At 65.4% G+C, this 16,201-nt stretch carries 15 protein-coding genes and 1 pseudogene; 10 read left to right on the top strand and 6 right to left on the bottom strand.

Features of this window, described 5'->3' with window-relative positions:
• Positions 1-18: 18 nt before the first annotated feature.
• Entirely contained in the window at positions 19-948 is a 930-nt protein-coding gene (gene lipA / locus ACE3TJ_RS00935; protein WP_374592958.1) for a lipoyl synthase, read from the top strand.
• Complete coding sequence (locus ACE3TJ_RS00940) at positions 941-1,420, top strand: type II toxin-antitoxin system RatA family toxin (protein ID WP_374592960.1); 480 nt, start codon at positions 941-943, stop codon at positions 1,418-1,420. The genes lipA and ACE3TJ_RS00940 overlap by 8 nt, the downstream gene beginning before the upstream one ends.
• Here the strand turns inward: ACE3TJ_RS00940 and ACE3TJ_RS00945 are convergent.
• Genes ACE3TJ_RS00945 through ACE3TJ_RS00955 form a run of 3 tightly spaced genes read right to left on the bottom strand, consistent with a single transcriptional unit; the run spans position 1,360 to position 3,562 of the window.
• Entirely contained in the window at positions 1,360-1,878 is a 519-nt protein-coding gene (locus ACE3TJ_RS00945) for a CinA family protein (protein ID WP_374592962.1), read from the bottom strand. The genes ACE3TJ_RS00940 and ACE3TJ_RS00945 overlap by 61 nt on opposite strands.
• Positions 1,875-2,402, bottom strand: coding sequence for a hypothetical protein (locus tag ACE3TJ_RS00950; protein WP_374592964.1), 528 nt, complete (start codon positions 2,400-2,402; stop codon positions 1,875-1,877). The genes ACE3TJ_RS00945 and ACE3TJ_RS00950 overlap by 4 nt, the downstream gene beginning before the upstream one ends.
• Entirely contained in the window at positions 2,399-3,562 is a 1,164-nt protein-coding gene (locus ACE3TJ_RS00955) for a bifunctional 2-C-methyl-D-erythritol 4-phosphate cytidylyltransferase/2-C-methyl-D-erythritol 2,4-cyclodiphosphate synthase (protein WP_374592966.1), read from the bottom strand. The genes ACE3TJ_RS00950 and ACE3TJ_RS00955 overlap by 4 nt, the downstream gene beginning before the upstream one ends.
• A gap of 86 nt (positions 3,563-3,648) precedes the next feature.
• Here ACE3TJ_RS00955 and dusB point away from each other — a divergent pair, with 86 nt between their 5' ends.
• From dusB to hflX, 7 genes and pseudogenes are all read left to right on the top strand, one after another.
• The gene (gene dusB / locus ACE3TJ_RS00960) at positions 3,649-4,644 is read left to right on the top strand and encodes a tRNA dihydrouridine synthase DusB (protein ID WP_374592968.1); all 996 of its coding nucleotides are present in this window, start codon (positions 3,649-3,651) and stop codon (positions 4,642-4,644) included.
• A 1-nt stretch (position 4,645) separates the two neighbouring features.
• The gene (locus tag ACE3TJ_RS00965) at positions 4,646-5,737 is read left to right on the top strand and encodes a nitrogen regulation protein NR(II) (protein WP_374592970.1); all 1,092 of its coding nucleotides are present in this window, start codon (positions 4,646-4,648) and stop codon (positions 5,735-5,737) included.
• The gene (gene ntrC / locus ACE3TJ_RS00970) at positions 5,734-7,203 is read left to right on the top strand and encodes a nitrogen regulation protein NR(I) (RefSeq protein WP_374592972.1); all 1,470 of its coding nucleotides are present in this window, start codon (positions 5,734-5,736) and stop codon (positions 7,201-7,203) included. Before ACE3TJ_RS00965 ends, ntrC begins: the two co-directional genes overlap by 4 nt.
• An 85-nt stretch (positions 7,204-7,288) precedes the next feature.
• On the top strand, positions 7,289-9,553 hold the full coding sequence (locus ACE3TJ_RS00975) for an ATP-binding protein (RefSeq protein WP_374592974.1): 2,265 nt from the start codon (positions 7,289-7,291) through the stop codon (positions 9,551-9,553).
• Between the two features lie 4 nt (positions 9,554-9,557).
• The gene (locus ACE3TJ_RS00980) at positions 9,558-10,961 is read left to right on the top strand and encodes a sigma-54-dependent transcriptional regulator (RefSeq protein ID WP_374592976.1); all 1,404 of its coding nucleotides are present in this window, start codon (positions 9,558-9,560) and stop codon (positions 10,959-10,961) included.
• 77 nt (positions 10,962-11,038) lie between these two features.
• Positions 11,039-11,278: pseudogene (hfq, locus tag ACE3TJ_RS00985) on the top strand (RNA chaperone Hfq); the annotation flags it as partial.
• Between the two features lie 125 nt (positions 11,279-11,403).
• Positions 11,404-12,648 (top strand): GTPase HflX, encoded by a 1,245-nt coding sequence (gene hflX / locus ACE3TJ_RS00990; protein ID WP_374599253.1) that lies wholly within the window; start codon positions 11,404-11,406, stop codon positions 12,646-12,648.
• A gap of 16 nt (positions 12,649-12,664) precedes the next feature.
• On the opposite strand, the gene mazG is transcribed toward hflX, so the two are convergent.
• Together mazG and ACE3TJ_RS01000 are read right to left on the bottom strand one after the other, a co-directional pair.
• On the bottom strand, positions 12,665-13,432 hold the full coding sequence (gene mazG, locus ACE3TJ_RS00995) for a nucleoside triphosphate pyrophosphohydrolase (RefSeq protein ID WP_374592978.1): 768 nt from the start codon (positions 13,430-13,432) through the stop codon (positions 12,665-12,667).
• 86 nt (positions 13,433-13,518) lie between these two features.
• Entirely contained in the window at positions 13,519-13,983 is a 465-nt protein-coding gene (locus tag ACE3TJ_RS01000) for a group II truncated hemoglobin (RefSeq protein WP_374592980.1), read from the bottom strand.
• A gap of 99 nt (positions 13,984-14,082) precedes the next feature.
• Between ACE3TJ_RS01000 and ACE3TJ_RS01005 the strand changes: the two genes are divergently transcribed.
• Entirely contained in the window at positions 14,083-15,597 is a 1,515-nt protein-coding gene (locus tag ACE3TJ_RS01005) for a phospholipase D-like domain-containing protein (protein ID WP_374592982.1), read from the top strand.
• 9 nt (positions 15,598-15,606) lie between these two features.
• On the opposite strand, the gene ACE3TJ_RS01010 is transcribed toward ACE3TJ_RS01005, so the two are convergent.
• Positions 15,607-16,200: a TIGR02281 family clan AA aspartic protease gene (locus ACE3TJ_RS01010; protein ID WP_374592984.1), complete on the bottom strand. Its 594-nt coding sequence runs from the start codon at positions 16,198-16,200 to the stop codon at positions 15,607-15,609.
• Between the last annotated feature and the right edge of the window lies 1 nt (position 16,201).

Below are 16,201 nucleotides of genomic sequence, written 5' to 3' on the forward strand. Positions count from 1 at the left end.
GCCGCTATCTAAGCGCGCATGGCAGATGTTGATCCCGCACCCGTTTCCCCGATCCGCACCCGCAAGCCGGACTGGCTGCGCGTGAAAGCGCCGACAAGCGTTGGCTTTGCGCAGACGCGCAAGCTGATGCGAAATCTTGGCCTCAATACGGTGTGCGAGGAAGCCGCGTGCCCGAACATCGGCGAATGCTGGACCCAGAAGCACGCCACGGTGATGATTCTGGGCGACACGTGCACGCGCGCCTGCGCCTTCTGCAACGTGAAGACGGGGATGCCGAACCCGGTCGATCCGTTGGAGCCGGAACACGTCGCTACCGCCGCGGCAGAGCTTGGCCTTGAGCACATCGTGATCACGAGCGTCGATCGCGACGACCTTGCGGATGGCGGCGCGATGCAGTTCGTGCGCGTGATCGAGGCGATGCGCCGCCGCGCGCCGAACACCACGATCGAGATTCTGACGCCGGACTTCCGCAACAAGGCGGACGAGGCGGTGAAGCGCATCGTCGATGCGCGGCCGGACGTCTACAACCATAACCTTGAAACCGTGCCGAGGCTCTATCCGACGATCCGCCCCGGCGCGCGCTACTATCACTCGCTGCGCCTGCTTGAACGCGTGAAGACGCTCGACCCGACGATCTTCACCAAGTCCGGCCTGATGGTCGGCCTTGGTGAGGAGCGGCTGGAGATCCATCAGGTGATGGACGACATGCGCTCCGCCGACATCGATTTCCTCACCATCGGCCAGTATCTGCAGCCGACACCGCGTCATGCGAAGGTGATCGATTTCGTGACGCCGGACACGTTCAAGTCTTACGCATCGCTCGGCCGTGCAAAGGGTTTCGCGCTGGTCGCGGCTTCGCCGCTCACGCGCTCGTCATACCACGCGGGCGACGACTTCGCGAAGCTCAAGGCCGCGCGCCTGGCGAAGCATCAACGCGCCGATGCCTGAACACCACGAGGTTCGGGTTCTTCCGTACACGCCGGAGCAGCTCTTTGATCTCGTCGCCGATGTTGGCCGCTACGGCGAGTTTCTGCCGTGGGTCATCGCGACGCGCGTGAAATCGCGCAGCGATACAGAGATGCTCGCCGACATGGTCGTGGGCTTCAAGGTGTTCCGCGAGACCTTCACCAGTCGCGTGGTGCTGGACAGGCCGCACCACATCCACATTGATTATGTCTCGGGGCCGCTCAAGTTTCTCTACAACGATTGGCGCTTCAAGGCGGTGGGCGGCGGTACGGAAGTCGACTTCCACGTCGATTTCGCCTTCCGGCAATCGATCCTGAACACGCTCGCGGGCGCGTATTTCCACGAGGCTTTCCGCAAGATGGTGACGGCGTTCGAAACGCGCGCCGCCAAAGTCTATGCGGCAGCGGGCGCCTCTTCCGGGAGCAACAGTTCGAGCGCGCAGCGCACGGCCTGAAGGCGAATGCCGGTGCGGCCGATGTCGCCGAACTGCCTCATGTCCGCCACCACGTCTTCCGGGTCCGCATCCCGGATTGCGCGGGCGAAGACAACGGTGCCGACAGGCTTCGATTCCGATCCACCATCCGGCCCGGCGATGCCGGTGATCGCAACGGCAACGTCCGCATCGCTGTGCGCGAGAGCGCCCTGCGCCATCGCCCAAGCCGTCGCGATCGAAACCGCGCCGAAGGTTTCCAGCACATCGCCATGTACGTCGAGCTGCGCCGTCTTGGCCTCATTTGAATAGGTAACGAAACCGCGCTCCAGCACAGCGGAGGAACCGGGAATCTCGGTAATCGCGCCGCAGACAAGGCCTCCGGTGCAGGATTCCGCAAGCACGACCTTGCGGCCTGCCGCCACGTTCAATTCCACCACGCGGCGCGCCAGCGCGATTATCTCGTCGTCGAACAATGTCACTCTTTTGCTCCCAGCGGGCAAAGTTGAGGGCCGGACGAGGACTTGCCGGCACCGATACGCATGAAGGCTGTGACGAGGCGCGCGATCTGCGCATCCTGCAGGGGCAGCAAGGCGTCCACGAGATCGTTGGCCATCGCACAATCGCTTGCCGACATGTCCTTGATAATCGCGCTCGCCGTCACACTCGCCACGAGCGGGCGCATGGCGTCGCTCTGCTTGCGCATTTCGTCCGCCACAGCCTTATCTTCCTGCTGGCCCAGGAAATGATCGAGCACTACTGGCCAAGCGGCGTCACCGCGCGCCTTGAAGCGCGTGCGGAGCTGCGGCTGAGCGGCGGCGATTGCCGGCGAAACGGCCGCGTGCCCGGTGCCGCACTGCTCCGCGACGATGGGCGCCACCGTGGCGAGCAAGAAATCGGAGAAGGCGAGGGCCTGCGCTTGGTTCATGCAGTCCTTACCGGTTTCGGCATGGGCGCTGGAAAACGACAGGCTCGCTAGAGCCAGGATCAGGACTGGGCGTTTCACTTCATCTCCACCGTGCTGAGCCGAACCGAAGCTGTCGCCTGGGCCGCGATGCCTTCCCCGCGTCCCGTGAAGCCAAGCTTTTCCGTTGTGGTCGCCTTGATGCTAACCCCCTCTAAGGGCAGCCGCAACAGTCCGGCCACCCGCTGCCGCATGGCATCGCGGTGCGGGCCGACCTTCGGCGTTTCGCAGATCAGCGTGACATCTACGTGATCGATGATGCCGCCCCGCGCGAGGATGAGGTCGCAGGCGTGGGTGAGGAAAAGGTCCGATGGCGCGCCGCGCCATTTTGGGTCGCTCGGCGGAAAATGGTCTCCGATGTCGCCCATTGCTGCGGCACCGAGGAGGGCATCGGTCAGCGCATGAAGGCCGACGTCAGCGTCGCTGTGGCCGATGAGGCCATGGTCGTGGGGCACTTTCACGCCGCAGAGCCAGACATGGTCGCCGGGGCCGAAGCGATGCACGTCGAAGCCTTGGCCCACGCGGGTGACGAGGCCGGCGGTGAGGAGGGTTTCGGCGCGGACGAAATCGGCGGGGTAGGTGAGCTTGGCGAGGCGTTCGTCGCCTTCGACGAAGGCGACGCTGAGGCCGGCGGTGAGGGCTACGGCGACGTCGTCTGTGGCATCCGACCGAGACTGTGCGTGGGCGGTGCTTATGGCGGCGTAGCGAAACGCCTGCGGGGTCTGGACGCGCTTCAGGCGGCTGCGGTCCACCTCGCCGTCGGCGTGGGTTTCGCCGGTGCGCAGGCTGTCGACGACGGGGAGGGCGGGGACGGCACCGTCGTTTTCGGCGAGCGCCTCCAGCAGCCGGTCGATGACGTCATGCGGGAGCAGGGGGCGGGCGGCGTCGTGGATCAGGACGAGGTCGGGTGGAAAGCCTGCGAGCGCCTCGAGGCCGCGGCGCACCGATTCTTGACGCGTCGCACCGCCGTGAACCGGCAGGACGTCGAGTCCTTGCGCGGCGTCGGCGAACACGGCGGCGTCTTCCGGATGGATGACAGCTACGACCTGGCCGATGCGCGGATGGCTCGCGAGCGCGGCAAGCGAGCGGCGGATCACCGGCTGGCCCGCCAGAGCCCTGTATTGTTTCGGCGCGCCTTCGCCCGCGCGGGAGCCTCTCCCGGCGGCAACGACGATGGCGGCGACCTTTGGCGCTTCGTTCATGGCGCGCGGCTTTAGCGCAGGCTGTGCTTGCCGAACAGCCCTGCTTGGGTTATGCGCCGTGCCTTATTTTTGGGCAGCCGAAGACAGTGCCGAAACTGAAGCCAATCTCGATCGGACCGGTGAAGATCGACCAGCCGGTGATCCTGGCGCCGATGACCGGCGTCACCGATCTGCCGTTCCGCAAGGTCGTGAAGCGCTTCGGCGCGGGACTCACCGTCACCGAGATGATCGCGAGCCAGGCGATGGTGCGCGAAACGCGCCAGTCGCTGCAGAAAGCGGCGTGGGACCCGTCCGAAGAGCCGATCTCGATGCAGCTTGCAGGCTGCGAGCCCGGCATCATGGCGGAAGCGGCGAAACTGAACGCCGATCGCGGCGCGGCGATCATCGACATCAACATGGGCTGCCCGGTGAAGAAGATCGTGAACGGGCACGCCGGCTCCTCGCTGATGCGCGACCTGAAACTTGCCGCCTCGCTCATCGAGGCGACGGTGAAAGCGGTTGACCTGCCGGTGACGCTGAAAATGCGCATGGGCTGGGACCACGGCAGCCTGAACGCACCCGAACTCGCCCGCATCGCCGAGGACCTTGGCATCAAGATGATCACGGTGCACGGCCGCACGCGCAACCAGATGTATTCGGGCAGCGCCGACTGGGCGTTCGTTCGGAACGTGAAAAACGCGGTTTCGCTGCCGGTCGTGGTGAACGGCGATATCTGTTCGATGGAAGACGCGCGCACGGCGCTCGAACAGTCCGGCGCGGACGCGGTGATGGTGGGGCGGGGGGCTTACGGCCGCCCGTGGCTGCTCGGCGAGGTGATGGCCGATCTCTGCGACCACCGCTTCAAGGCGCCAACGATCGAAGAGCAGTATCACCTGATCCTCGAACAGTATGAGATGATGCTGGAGCTTTACGGCACCGACACCGGCGTCAACCTCGCGCGCAAGCATATCGGCTGGTACACCAAGGGAATGCACGGCTCGGCCGAGTTCCGGAACAGCGTCAACCAGGTCGGCGATCCCGCACAGGTGAAGGCGATGCTCCGCGAATTCTACGCGCCCTGGCTCGCCCGGGCGGCCGCCTGATATGGCCACTGTGCCTGCGGTTCCATTGGTGCCGCCGCCAAGCGCCGACGACCTGATCGCAAGCCTTCCGATCCCGATTGTTCTTATCGACGCGAACGGTGCGCCTTCGCGCATGAACACTGCCGCCGAGGACATGTTCAATCTCAGCGAGCCCGCGCTCGTCGATCGCGGTTGGGGCGCGATCTTTCCCGAGGACAGCGCAGTGCGTGCTGTACTGTTCGAAGCTGTCGTCACCGGCGGCGAATTCGCGGCCTACGACCTTGAGATCGCGTTCATCGGCGGGCGGCGTATCACCGCCGACCTGCTGGTCTCGCCCGTGCCGGATTCTCCCGGCTGGTCGACGCTGGTGTTCCAGCGTCGTGCCGCCGCGACAATGGTCAACCGTCAGCGCGAACAGGTCGGCGCGGCGAAGACTGCCGTGGGCGTGGCGGCAATGCTGGCGCACGAGATCAAGAACCCGCTTTCGGGAATTCGCGGCGCCGCGCAGCTTCTGGCGCAGGACGGCGACCCCGAACTCACCGATCTCATTTGTACCGAGGTCGATCGCATCAGCACGCTGATCGACTCGATGGAGGAATTCACCGATACGCGGCCGCTGAAACGGCAGCCGGAAAACATCCACCTGATCCTTGGCCATGTCCGCCGCCTCGCCGAGCACGGCTTCGCGCGCGATGTGGAATTCGAGGAGGAGTATGACCCCTCACTGCCGGACGTGGACGGCGACCGCGACGCGCTCATTCAGATTTTCGTCAATCTCGTGAAGAACGCGAGCGAAGCAACCGGAAACAAAGGCAAGATACGCCTGCGCAGCGCCTATCGGCACGGCCTGAAGGTCGCGGTGAAGGGTTCGAAACGGCGCATGTCCGTGCCCATTGAGGTCTGCGTGATCGACGACGGCCCCGGCGCCCCCGCCGACGTCGCCGAGCACCTGTTCGACCCCTTCGTCTCGACCAAGCCGGGCGGCACGGGACTGGGCCTCGCGCTCGTCGCCAAGCTCGTCGGCGACCATGGCGGCCTCATCGAGTACGACCGGCAGAACCATCCGCCGCGCACGATCTTCCGCGTGCTGCTGCCGACGGCGGGCAGCCTGTGAGCCGCACCGGCACCATCATCGTCGCCGACGACGACGCCGCGATCCGCACCGTCGTGCGGCAGGTTCTCGTGCGCGCGGGCCACGAGGTCCGCACCACAGACACGGTCGCGGGGCTATGGCAACTGATCGAGGCAGGGGTAGGGGACGCGGTGATCACCGACGTCGTGCTGCCCGACGCCGACGGGCTCGATGCCGTGCCGCGTATCCTAGCGCGGCGGCCCGGCCTGCCCGTGATCGTGATGAGCGCGCAAAACACGCTGGCGACAGCGGTGCGCGCAACCGAAAACGGCGCGTTCGAATACCTGCCGAAGCCGTTCGATATCAACAAGCTGTCAGCCGTTGTTTCCGCTGCGCTCGAACAATCGCAGGCGCCCGCACGCAAGACGGCGGCGAAGGAGGAGGGGGACGGCCTGCCGCTGATCGGCCGTTCGCCTGCGATGCAGGAGGTGTACCGCACGATCGCGCGTGTGGTGCCCACGGATCTTACCGTGCTCATCCTTGGCGAGTCCGGCACCGGCAAGGAGCTGGTGGCGAAGGCGCTGCACGACCTCGGTTCCCGGCGGACGGGGCCGTTCGTGGCGGTCAACATGGCGGCGATCCCGCGCGAACTCATCGAATCCGAACTGTTCGGACACGAACGCGGCGCCTTTACCGGCGCGCAGGCGCGCGCAATCGGCCGCTTCGAACAGGCCCAGGGCGGCACGCTGTTCCTCGACGAGATCGGCGACATGCCGATGGAAGCGCAGACGCGCCTGCTGCGTGTGCTCCAGTCCGGCGAGTTCACCACGGTTGGCGGGATGCGGCCGATCAAGGCCGACATTCGCATCGTTTCCGCGACGAACAAGGATCTGCGGCGCCTTGTCGACGCCGGGCTGTTCCGCGAAGATTTGTTCTACCGGCTGAACGTGGTGCCGCTGCACCTGCCGCCGCTCCGGAGTCGCGTCGACGATATCGCTGAACTCGCGACGCACTTCCTGCGCCGTGCCGAGGCGGAAGGGCTGCCGGCCAAGACTCTGGAGCCCGAAGCTATCCTTCGCCTGCAGGCACACGACTGGCCGGGCAACGTCCGCGAGCTTGAAAACCTGATGCGGCGCTTCGCGGCGCTCGAACGTTCTGACGTCATTTCCGCGACCAGTGTGGAAGAGGCGCTCCGCAGCGAGCGCGTGCCTGCCGGGCGTGCGGAGAGCGACAATCGCGGCCTCGCGGGTTCGGTCGAGGCGCATCTCGCGCGCTATTTCGACACGTTCGGCGACGACCTGCCGCCGGACGGACTCTACGAGCGCGTGCTCGCAGAACTCGAAAAACCATTGCTGTTGCTGAGCCTTGCGGCAACGCGCGGCAACCAGATCCGCGCCGCGAAACTGCTCGGCATGAACCGCAACACGTTGCGCAAGAAATTGAACGATCGCGGCATCGATGCCGTGGCGCTTCGCCCCGCGGGGCCACCCGTCGGCCGTTCAGGCTGATTTCAGGTTCGGGCCGTTACCGGGCTGCAGCAACTGTGTATTTGCGGCAACAGGCAAAGTGGTTAAGCTGCACTCGAACATGTCCGTGACTGCACCCCTCAAGCCCGTATCGCCGCAGCGCAGGCTGCGCCGTCGCATCAGCCGCTGGGTCTCGCGCGTCGAACTCTATCCGCGGCTAGAGATCGCGCTGGGGCTCATCGCGGTCGCCGTGGGCTGTGCGAGCTATTTCGCGCTTACCGATACCTTCTTCACCGCCGCGAACACGCCTTCGGGGCGGACGATCCTGCTGGTCGCGAACCTCGTGCCGCTGATGGCGCTGCTCGTGCTGATCGGCCGTCGCTTCGTGATCCTGCGCGTCAATCGGCGGCGCGGACTGGCCGGCGCGCGTATGCACGTGCGCATGGTGGCGCTGTTCTCGGCGATCGCGGCGGTTCCGACGCTGCTCGTCGTGGTGTTCGCCTCGCTGCTTTTCCAGTTCGGCACGCAGTTCTGGTTTTCGGACAACGCCCGCACCGTCCTTGAGAACGCCGAGCAGGTCGCGCACTCCTATGTCGCCGAAAACCGCCAACGCATCGTGGCGGACATCGAGGCGATGGGCACCGACGTCTACGAATATGCGAACAGCTACGGCGTCGATTCCGCCGGTTTTGCCGATGGCCTCGCGTTTCAGGTCGCGGCCCGCAACCTGACCGAGGCGAGCGTCTTCACGCTGAACGGCGAGGATTATCACATCTACGCATCGGTCGGCATGAGCGGCGCGCCGCTTGAGCAGCGCATCCTGCCGACGGACATCGCGCGGGCGCGATCGGGCCGGGCAAGCGTGCTCGCGACCGCTTCGGACCGCGTGGAGGCGATCGTCCGCATCGATCCGCTGCTCGAACGCTACGTGTATGTCAGCCGCAAGGTCGATCCCGCCGTGCTCCAGTCTGCGCAGCGGGCGGAAGGCGCGATGAACGAGTATGACGCGCTGCTCGCGCGCTCGAAGAGCCTGCAGTGGCAGTTCAACCTCGCGCTGTTCGTGATCGCGTTGCTGATCCTTGCCGCCGCGATCCTTTCGGCGTTGTGGCTCGCGAACCGGCTGGTGGCCCCGATAGGCAGGCTCGTGCGGGCCGCCGAGAAGGTGGGGGCAGGCGACCTTGCCGCGCGTGTGCCCGTGCGCAACAGCCCGGACGAGGTCGGCACGCTCGCGCGCACCTTCAACCGAATGACGCGCCAGCTCCAGGCGCAGACGAGCGCTCTTGTCACCGCGAACGAACAGCTCGATGCGCGACGGCAGTTTACCGAGGCGGTGCTCTCCAGCGTCTCGGCAGGCGTGATCTCTATCAATGAAGAGGGGCATATCCGCCTCGTCAGCCATTCTGCCGCGGACCTCCTCGAAATCACCGAAGAGGCGCTTGGTGGCATGACCATCGAAGAGGCAGTGCCCGAGTTTTCGGCGCTTCTGGAAGAGACGCGCGCCTCCGGGCAGGCATCCGGGCAGGTGCGTATCGCGCGCGGCAACGACGTGCAGACACTGCTCGTGCGCATGGGTGGGGTTTCAAGCGGCAGCCAGGGCTATGTGATCACCTTCGACGACATCACGCAGCAACTCGCCGACCAGCGCCGCGCGGCGTGGGCGGACGTGGCGCGGCGCATCGCGCACGAGATCAAGAACCCGCTGACGCCGATCCAGCTCTCCGCCGAGCGCCTGCAACGCCGCTACGGCAACAAGATCGAAGAGGGGGCGGATACGTTCCGCAGCCTCACCGAGACGATCGTGCGGCAGGTGGGCGACCTTCGCCAGATGGTGGACGAATTCTCGTCCTTCGCGCGGATGCCGAAGCCCGTGTTCAGGCCGGAATCGTTCCTCGACATCGCGCGGCAGGCGATCTTTCTGCAGGAGGTCGCGCACAGCGATTTCGATTACGAGATGGATGTCGCTTCGGAGCTGCCGGCGTTCATCTGCGACCGGCGCCAGATCGCGCAGGCGCTCACGAACCTCCTGAAGAACGCGGCCGAATCCGTCACCGCGCGCTGCAAGGACGGCGATGTGCAGGGGCGCATCGCGCTCACTGCCCGCTTTGCCGAACCGGATACGCTGGTGGTGACGGTGACCGACAACGGCATCGGCCTGCCCGCAAACCAGCGCGACCGGCTGACCGAACCCTATGTGACGACGCGCGTGAAGGGCACGGGCCTTGGCCTCGCGATCGTCAAGAAGATCGTGGAAGAGCACGATGGCGTGCTCGATCTGCGCGATGTGGAAGGCGGCGGCGCCTCCGCCGTGATGAGTTTCGATCTGGCTGCCTTGCAGGCCCATATCACGCAAGAGCCGGGCGTTCCGGAAAAAGTCGCAGTTCAGCAAAGGTAGATGTGTGGCGCTTGATATTCTGATCATCGACGATGAAGCCGATATCCGGGAACTGATCGCAGGTGTCCTCGACGACGAGGGCTATGAAACGCGCACGGCGGGCGACAGCGACAGCGCGCTTGCGGCGCTGAGCGAGCGCCTGCCGAGCCTGCTCGTGCTCGATATCTGGCTGCAGGGATCGAAGCTTGACGGCATCGAGCTTCTGGAGGTCGTGAAGCAGCGCAATCCGGGGCTTCCGGTCATCATGATTTCGGGCCACGGCAACGTCGAGACGGCGGTCGCGGCGATCAAGCGCGGGGCTTACGATTTCATCGAGAAGCCGTTTCAGGCGGACCAGCTGATCCACACAGTCGAGCGCGCGACCGAGGCCGAGCGGCTGCGCCGGGAAAATGAGGAGCTTCGTTCTCGCGCGGGCATCGAGGGCGAGATCACCGGCTCGTCCGCGATGATCAACGGCGTGCGGGCGACATTGAAGCGCGTCGCGGCCACCGGCAGCCGCGTGCTGATCGATGGTCCTCCCGGCTCCGGCAAGGAAGTCGCCGCGCGCCTGCTCCACCAGTGGTCGCCGCGCGCGAATGGACCGTTCGTGGTCGTAGCGGCCGCGCGCCTCCACCCGGACCGCTTCGAGGAGGAACTCTTCGGCGTCGAGGAGGACGGCCAGCCCGTGCGCATCGGCCTCTTCGAGCAGGCGCACGGCGGCACCTTGTTCCTCGACGAGGTCGCCGACATGCCGCTCGCCACACAGGCGCGCATCCTGCGCGTACTCACAGAGCAGATGTTCCAGCGCGTCGGCGGTGCGCGCAGCGTGAAGGTCGACGTGCGCGTCGTCAGCAGCACCTCGCGCGATCTCGCCGGGGAAATCGCCGCGGGGCGCTTCCGCGAAGACCTGTTCTACCGCCTCAGCGTCGTGCCCGTGCATCTGCCGCCGCTTTCCGAGCGCCGCGAGGATATCGGCGAGCTCGCCGAGTATTTCCTTGCAAAGCTCTCTGCGGAGCGCCGGATTCCGACGCCCCGGCTCAGCGACGACGCGATGGCCGCGCTGCAGACCTACGACTGGCCGGGCAATGTCCGCCAGCTCCGGAACATCATCGAGCGCACGCTGATCCTGATGCCACCCGAGCGGGCGCAGCGCATCGAGGTGGACATGCTGCCATCGGAGATCATCGCCGAACCGGCGAAATTGATGCCGAACGAAGCCGTGCGTTCGATCATGGGCACACCGCTGCGCGAGGCGCGCGAATCGTTCGAACGCGAGTATCTGCGCGTCCAGATTCGTCGTTTTTCGGGAAACATCTCAAGAACGGCGGTATTTATCGGCATGGAACGCTCGGCGCTGCACCGGAAGCTGAAGGCGCTTGGCCTCTCCGATCCCGGAAAAGCAGACGACGAAGTAAATTCCGACACTTGACGGGAAGCCTCCGACCCCCAAATAGTGTGCCCGCGCCTACGGCAATCGGGCGCTGTGTAATTGAGGATTAGGGGGACATGGCAGACAAGGCCAATAACTTGCAGGACGTGTTCCTGAACGCGGTCCGTAAGAGCAAGACGCCGGTGACGATGTTTCTCGTAAACGGCGTAAAACTGCAGGGTGTCATCACCTGGTTCGATAATTTTTCGGTTCTGCTTCGTCGTGACGGTCATTCGCAGCTTGTTTACAAGCACGCGATTTCCACGATCATGCCGGCAAGCCCCGTTCAATTGTTTGAGCCCGAGAAAGACGGCGACGACGATTGACCGACCCTGACGCCGGTACGCCGCCGCAATCCGGGGGCAGACGGCGTAAGCAGTTCCACAGCTTCGGAGCCCACGACGACGTGCGCGGCGTCAGCGTGGGCACGAAGGCGCTCGTCATCGTGCCCGATATCGTGCGCCGCGACACCGCCGTACGACGCGATGCCGAAGCGCGGCTTCAGGAAGCGAAGAGTCTTGCCGGCGCGATCACGCTCGATGTGGTCGCGACGCGCATCCTGCGTGTCCGCGACCCACGCCCGGCAACGCTGATCGGCGCGGGGCAGGTGGAAGCTATTGCCGAACTTGCCAAGGAAACCGGCGCGGAACTGACCGTGGTGGACGGCGCGCTGTCGCCGCTCCAGCAGCGCAACCTCGAAACCGGCACCGGCACAAAAGTCATCGACCGTACCGGCCTTATCCTCGAGATCTTCGGGGAACGGGCAGCGACCCGCGAGGGCCGCCTTCAGGTGGAGCTTGCCCACCTCGGCTACCAGGCAAGCCGCCTCGTACGCTCGTGGACGCACCTCGAACGCCAGCGCGGCGGCTTCGGCTTCCTCGGCGGTCCCGGCGAGACGCAGATCGAGACCGACCGCCGCCTGATCCGCGAGCGCATGGCGCGGCTGCGCAAGGATCTCGGCGAGGTGAGCCGCACGCGCGGGCTGCAGCGCCGCCAGCGCAAGAAGGCACCCTATCCGGTGATCGCGCTCGTCGGCTACACGAACGCCGGAAAGTCGACGCTTTTCAATCGCTTGACCGGCGCTTCGGTGATGGCGAAAGACCTGCTGTTCGCAACGCTCGACCCCACGATGCGCGCGATCGCGCTGCCCGGCATCGACAAGGCGATCCTCTCCGATACCGTCGGCTTCGTCTCCGAACTGCCGACGATGCTCGTCGCGGCGTTCCGCGCCACGCTGGAAGAGGTGCTCGACGCCGACATCATCGTTCACGTTCGCGACATCGCGCACCCGGAAACCGAAGCGCAGAAGCGTGACGTCATCGACGTGCTCGCCGAACTCGGTGTCGATCCAGAGGGTGGCCGGCCGATCATCGAAGCGCTCAACAAGGCCGATCTTCTGGATGCGGAAAGCCGCAAGGCCGCGCTCGAACAGGCAACCGCGCCGAACAGCGTGCTTCTCTCGGCGGTGAGCGGGGAAGGGGTGGACGACCTCCGCAAGCTCATTTCCGACACGCTGCTGCGCGACGCACGCGTTCATAGCTTCGTCGTTGGCGCGGGTGACGGCAAGCGGCTCGCGTGGCTGGAAAACAATGGCCTGGTGCTGAAACGGCGCGGGAAGGGCGAGACCGTGGAACTGCAGGTGCGGATCAGCGACGAGGATAGGGCGCGTTTTTTGGCGCTGCCCTAACGCTCCGCCCCAGCCCCTAGCGTTCCGAAGCCTTCACCTGCTGCCATAGGGCTTCGAGGGCATCGATATTCATATTGGACAAGGACTTGTCGGCAATCGCTTCTACAGCGTTGAAGCGACGTTCGAACTTGGCGTTCGCCGCACGCAGCGCTTCTTCCGCGTCGATGCCGAGGTGACGGGCGTAGTTGACGACAGCGAACAGTAGATCACCGACTTCGCCGGCGCGCGACGCATCGTCCGCCGTCTCGACCTCGGCAAGCTCCTCGTCGATCTTCGCGCGCGGACCTGACGCGTCAGGCCAATCGAAGCCGACACGCGCAGCGCGGCGCTGCAGCTTCTGCGCGCGCATCAGCGCGGGAAGGCCGAGCGCGACACCTGCGAGCGTGCCCTGATCGCCGCGCTCGCTGGCCTTCTGGTCTTCCCATGCTGCCGTCTGGGCATTTGCGTCCGCAACGCTGGCGTTCCCGAAGACGTGCGGATGGCGGCGGACCATCTTGTCGGCGATCGCCGACGTGACGTCGGCCAGCGTGAAATGCCCAGCCTCGGCCGCCATCTGCGAATGGTAAATGACCTGAAGCAGGAGATCGCCAAGTTCGCCCTTGAGGTCGGCCATGTCGCCGCGCGCGATGGCGTCGGCGACCTCGTAGGCTTCCTCGATCGTGTAAGGCGCGATCGACGCGAAATCCTGCTCGATGTCCCACGGACAACCGTCTGCCGGATCGCGCAGTGCGCGCATAACGTCAGCGAGACGGGCGTATGCTTGGGCGGAGGTTTCCTTGCTCATGGAAGTCCGCGTAGCGGCAGGAGGGGATTCGGAAAAGACCGCAGATACGCTCCGTCCGTTACAACGATAATATATATTATGTTAAATTAATGATCGCGATTTGCCGCCATTCGGGCCATTCCCCCGGCCATTTTCCCGAAGGCGTCGTTCATGCGGTCCGCAAGGTCTGCCTCGACGCCGCTCTCGGAAAGCGCGCGCGCCATCGCGTCCGTCCATTGCCGCGACGTCTCCGCGCTGATCGGCAGCGCGCCGTGCGCCGACATTACACAGGTGCCGACGTTCTCTTCGAACCAATGGCGCGGTCCGCCGAGCCAGCCCGTGAGGAACCCTGCGAGTGAACGCCGCATCGGTGCCAGATCCGGCGCGTGCATCGCACGCAGCGCGGCATACTCGGCCTCGCTCTCCATGAGATCGTAGAAACGATCGACGAAGCGCCTGACAGCGGTTTCTCCGCCAAGGCTGTCGTATGGTGTTGCGCTGACATCGGAATCGCTCATTTGATCGATGAACCGGGTCTCTGGCGAGCTTTCCTTGATCCAGATCAAGGTCACGTGTTTCTTGCACCGAACGCGGGAGCCGAATGCCCGGTTTTGCGTTAACGCTGGGGTTCCACGACGATATGGGGCAACCGGAACACAGCCGGAGAACAAATGGTAAACGAAGAGCAGGGTGGTGACCCTTCCCTCGCCCCTGTCGTCGCGGCAGGGCGCAATTGCTGGCGCATCGAACGCGCTGCGCGTGCCGCGGCGGTCGTGGACGCAGCCGACTACTACCATTTCGTGCGCGAAGCGATGATCGCCGCGCGGCGGCGCATCCTGATCATCGGCTGGGATTTCGATACGCGCATCACGCTGGAGCCCGACGAGAACGGCCAGGGCGAGAGCCTGGGGCATTTCTTCCTACGGCTGGCACGCGAAAATCCGGCGCGGCAGATCGACATCCTGAAATGGAGCTTCGGCGCGCTGAAGCAGTTCCTTCGGCCGCGCGCGGCGTGGATGCTGCTGCGCTGGCAGCTCACCCGCGCCATCGACTTTCGCTTCGACAGCTTCCATCCCATCGGGTGCAGCCACCACCAGAAGATCGTGGTGATCGACGAGCGCTTCGCCGTGTGCGGCGGCATCGACATCTCGTGCGCGCGCTGGGACACCAATGCCCATACGGACGACGATGCGCGGCGGAAACTGCCGGACGGCAAGCCTTACGGCCCGTGGCATGACGTCACCATGATGCTGGACGGCGCTGCGGCGCGCGCGCTCGCCGACCTCGGCCGGGATCGCTGGCAGCACGCGACACGTCATGAACTGCCGCCGGTGGAGGATGACCACGACCACTGGCCGAAGGATGCGCCTGTCGATTTCCGCGATGTGGACATCGCGATCGCACGCACGCGCTCCGCCTGGCGCGACTGCGACGAAATCCGCGAGATCGAGGCGCTGTGGCTCGATATGATCGCGGCGGCGAAGCGCTTCATCTATATCGAGAACCAGTATCTCACCTCCGGCAGGATCGCCGCCGCCATCGCGGCCCGCATGAAAGAGGCCGATGCGCCCGAAATCGTGGTGGTGATGCCGCGCAGCGCCGATGGCTGGCTGGAACAGAAAGCCATGGACGGCGCGCGCGTGCAGCTCGCACGCGCCATCGGCAAGGTGGACCGGCGGGACCGTTTCCGCATCTACGTGCCCATCACACGCGGCGGCGCGGACATCTATGTGCACGCCAAGGTCGCGATCGTCGACGACCGGCTGCTCAAGATCGGCTCTGCGAACCTCAACAACCGCTCGATGGGGCTCGACAGCGAGTGTGACGTCATCATCGATACCGCCCTCCCCGCCAACGCTGCCACGCCGCCCGCGATCGCAGCGCTGCGCACACGGCTGCTCGCCGAGCATCTGGACGTGACGCCGGAGGTGTTCGCGACGCGGTTCGCGGAAACGGGATCGCTCGTGGGCACGATCGAAGCGCTGCGCGGGCCGGGCAAGACGCTCGATCTGCTCGACCTCGAAAAGCCGGGGCCGCTCGATCAGTTCATTGCCGATAACGAACTGCTCGATCCCGAGAAGGCGGAGGGCTTTTTCGAGCCGCTGCACAAACGCGGCCTGCGGATGCGGTGGCGGGAGGGTATGGCGCGGCTGAGGGGCCGCAGGCGGCGCAGGCGCAGAACGTAAAGGTGTGCCTCAGGGCCGCAGGATCAGCGTGTCGCCCTCGACACGCCAGCTCTTGAGCGTGCGCAGGAAGCGCATCCCGAGGAGGTTCGTGCCGAGCGCGCCTTCATTGACGCTGGCGGGCATGTCGGTGAGCGTGACGTCACCGATCGTGAGTTCTCCCAGCCGGACACTGGCGGTGCGGACGCTGCCGTTCGCCGTATCGGCCATGCCGTCGAAGCGGAGCGTATCGGGGCTGAAACCGACGCGCGCGGCGGTTTCCATGGTGATCACGATGTCGGTGGCGCCGGTATCGACCATGAAGAGCACGCTCTCGCCGTTGATCGTGCCGCGCACGTAGAAGTGCCCGTCTTCGCGCGCGGTAAGCAGCATCTCCTCACCCTGCGTGCGCGGCGACGCTGGGTCGAGCGCGCCGCGGATCGCGGGCCACTGCGTGAGGAGGAAAATGAGGCCCCCGAAGATCAGCACCCAAGACAGCGCCATTTTCACCGTTTTCGCCGCGCCGATTTCGCGGAGACGCGGGATCAGACTCATCAGGATCAGGATGGCAAAGCCCACCGAGCTGATGAGCGCGCCCTTTTCGCCCGTGCTCAGCCCTTCGAACATG

This window comes from Sphingosinicella sp. (assembly GCF_041916975.1).
In the GTDB taxonomy this organism is placed as follows: Bacteria; Pseudomonadota; Alphaproteobacteria; order Sphingomonadales; family Sphingomonadaceae; genus Sphingosinicella.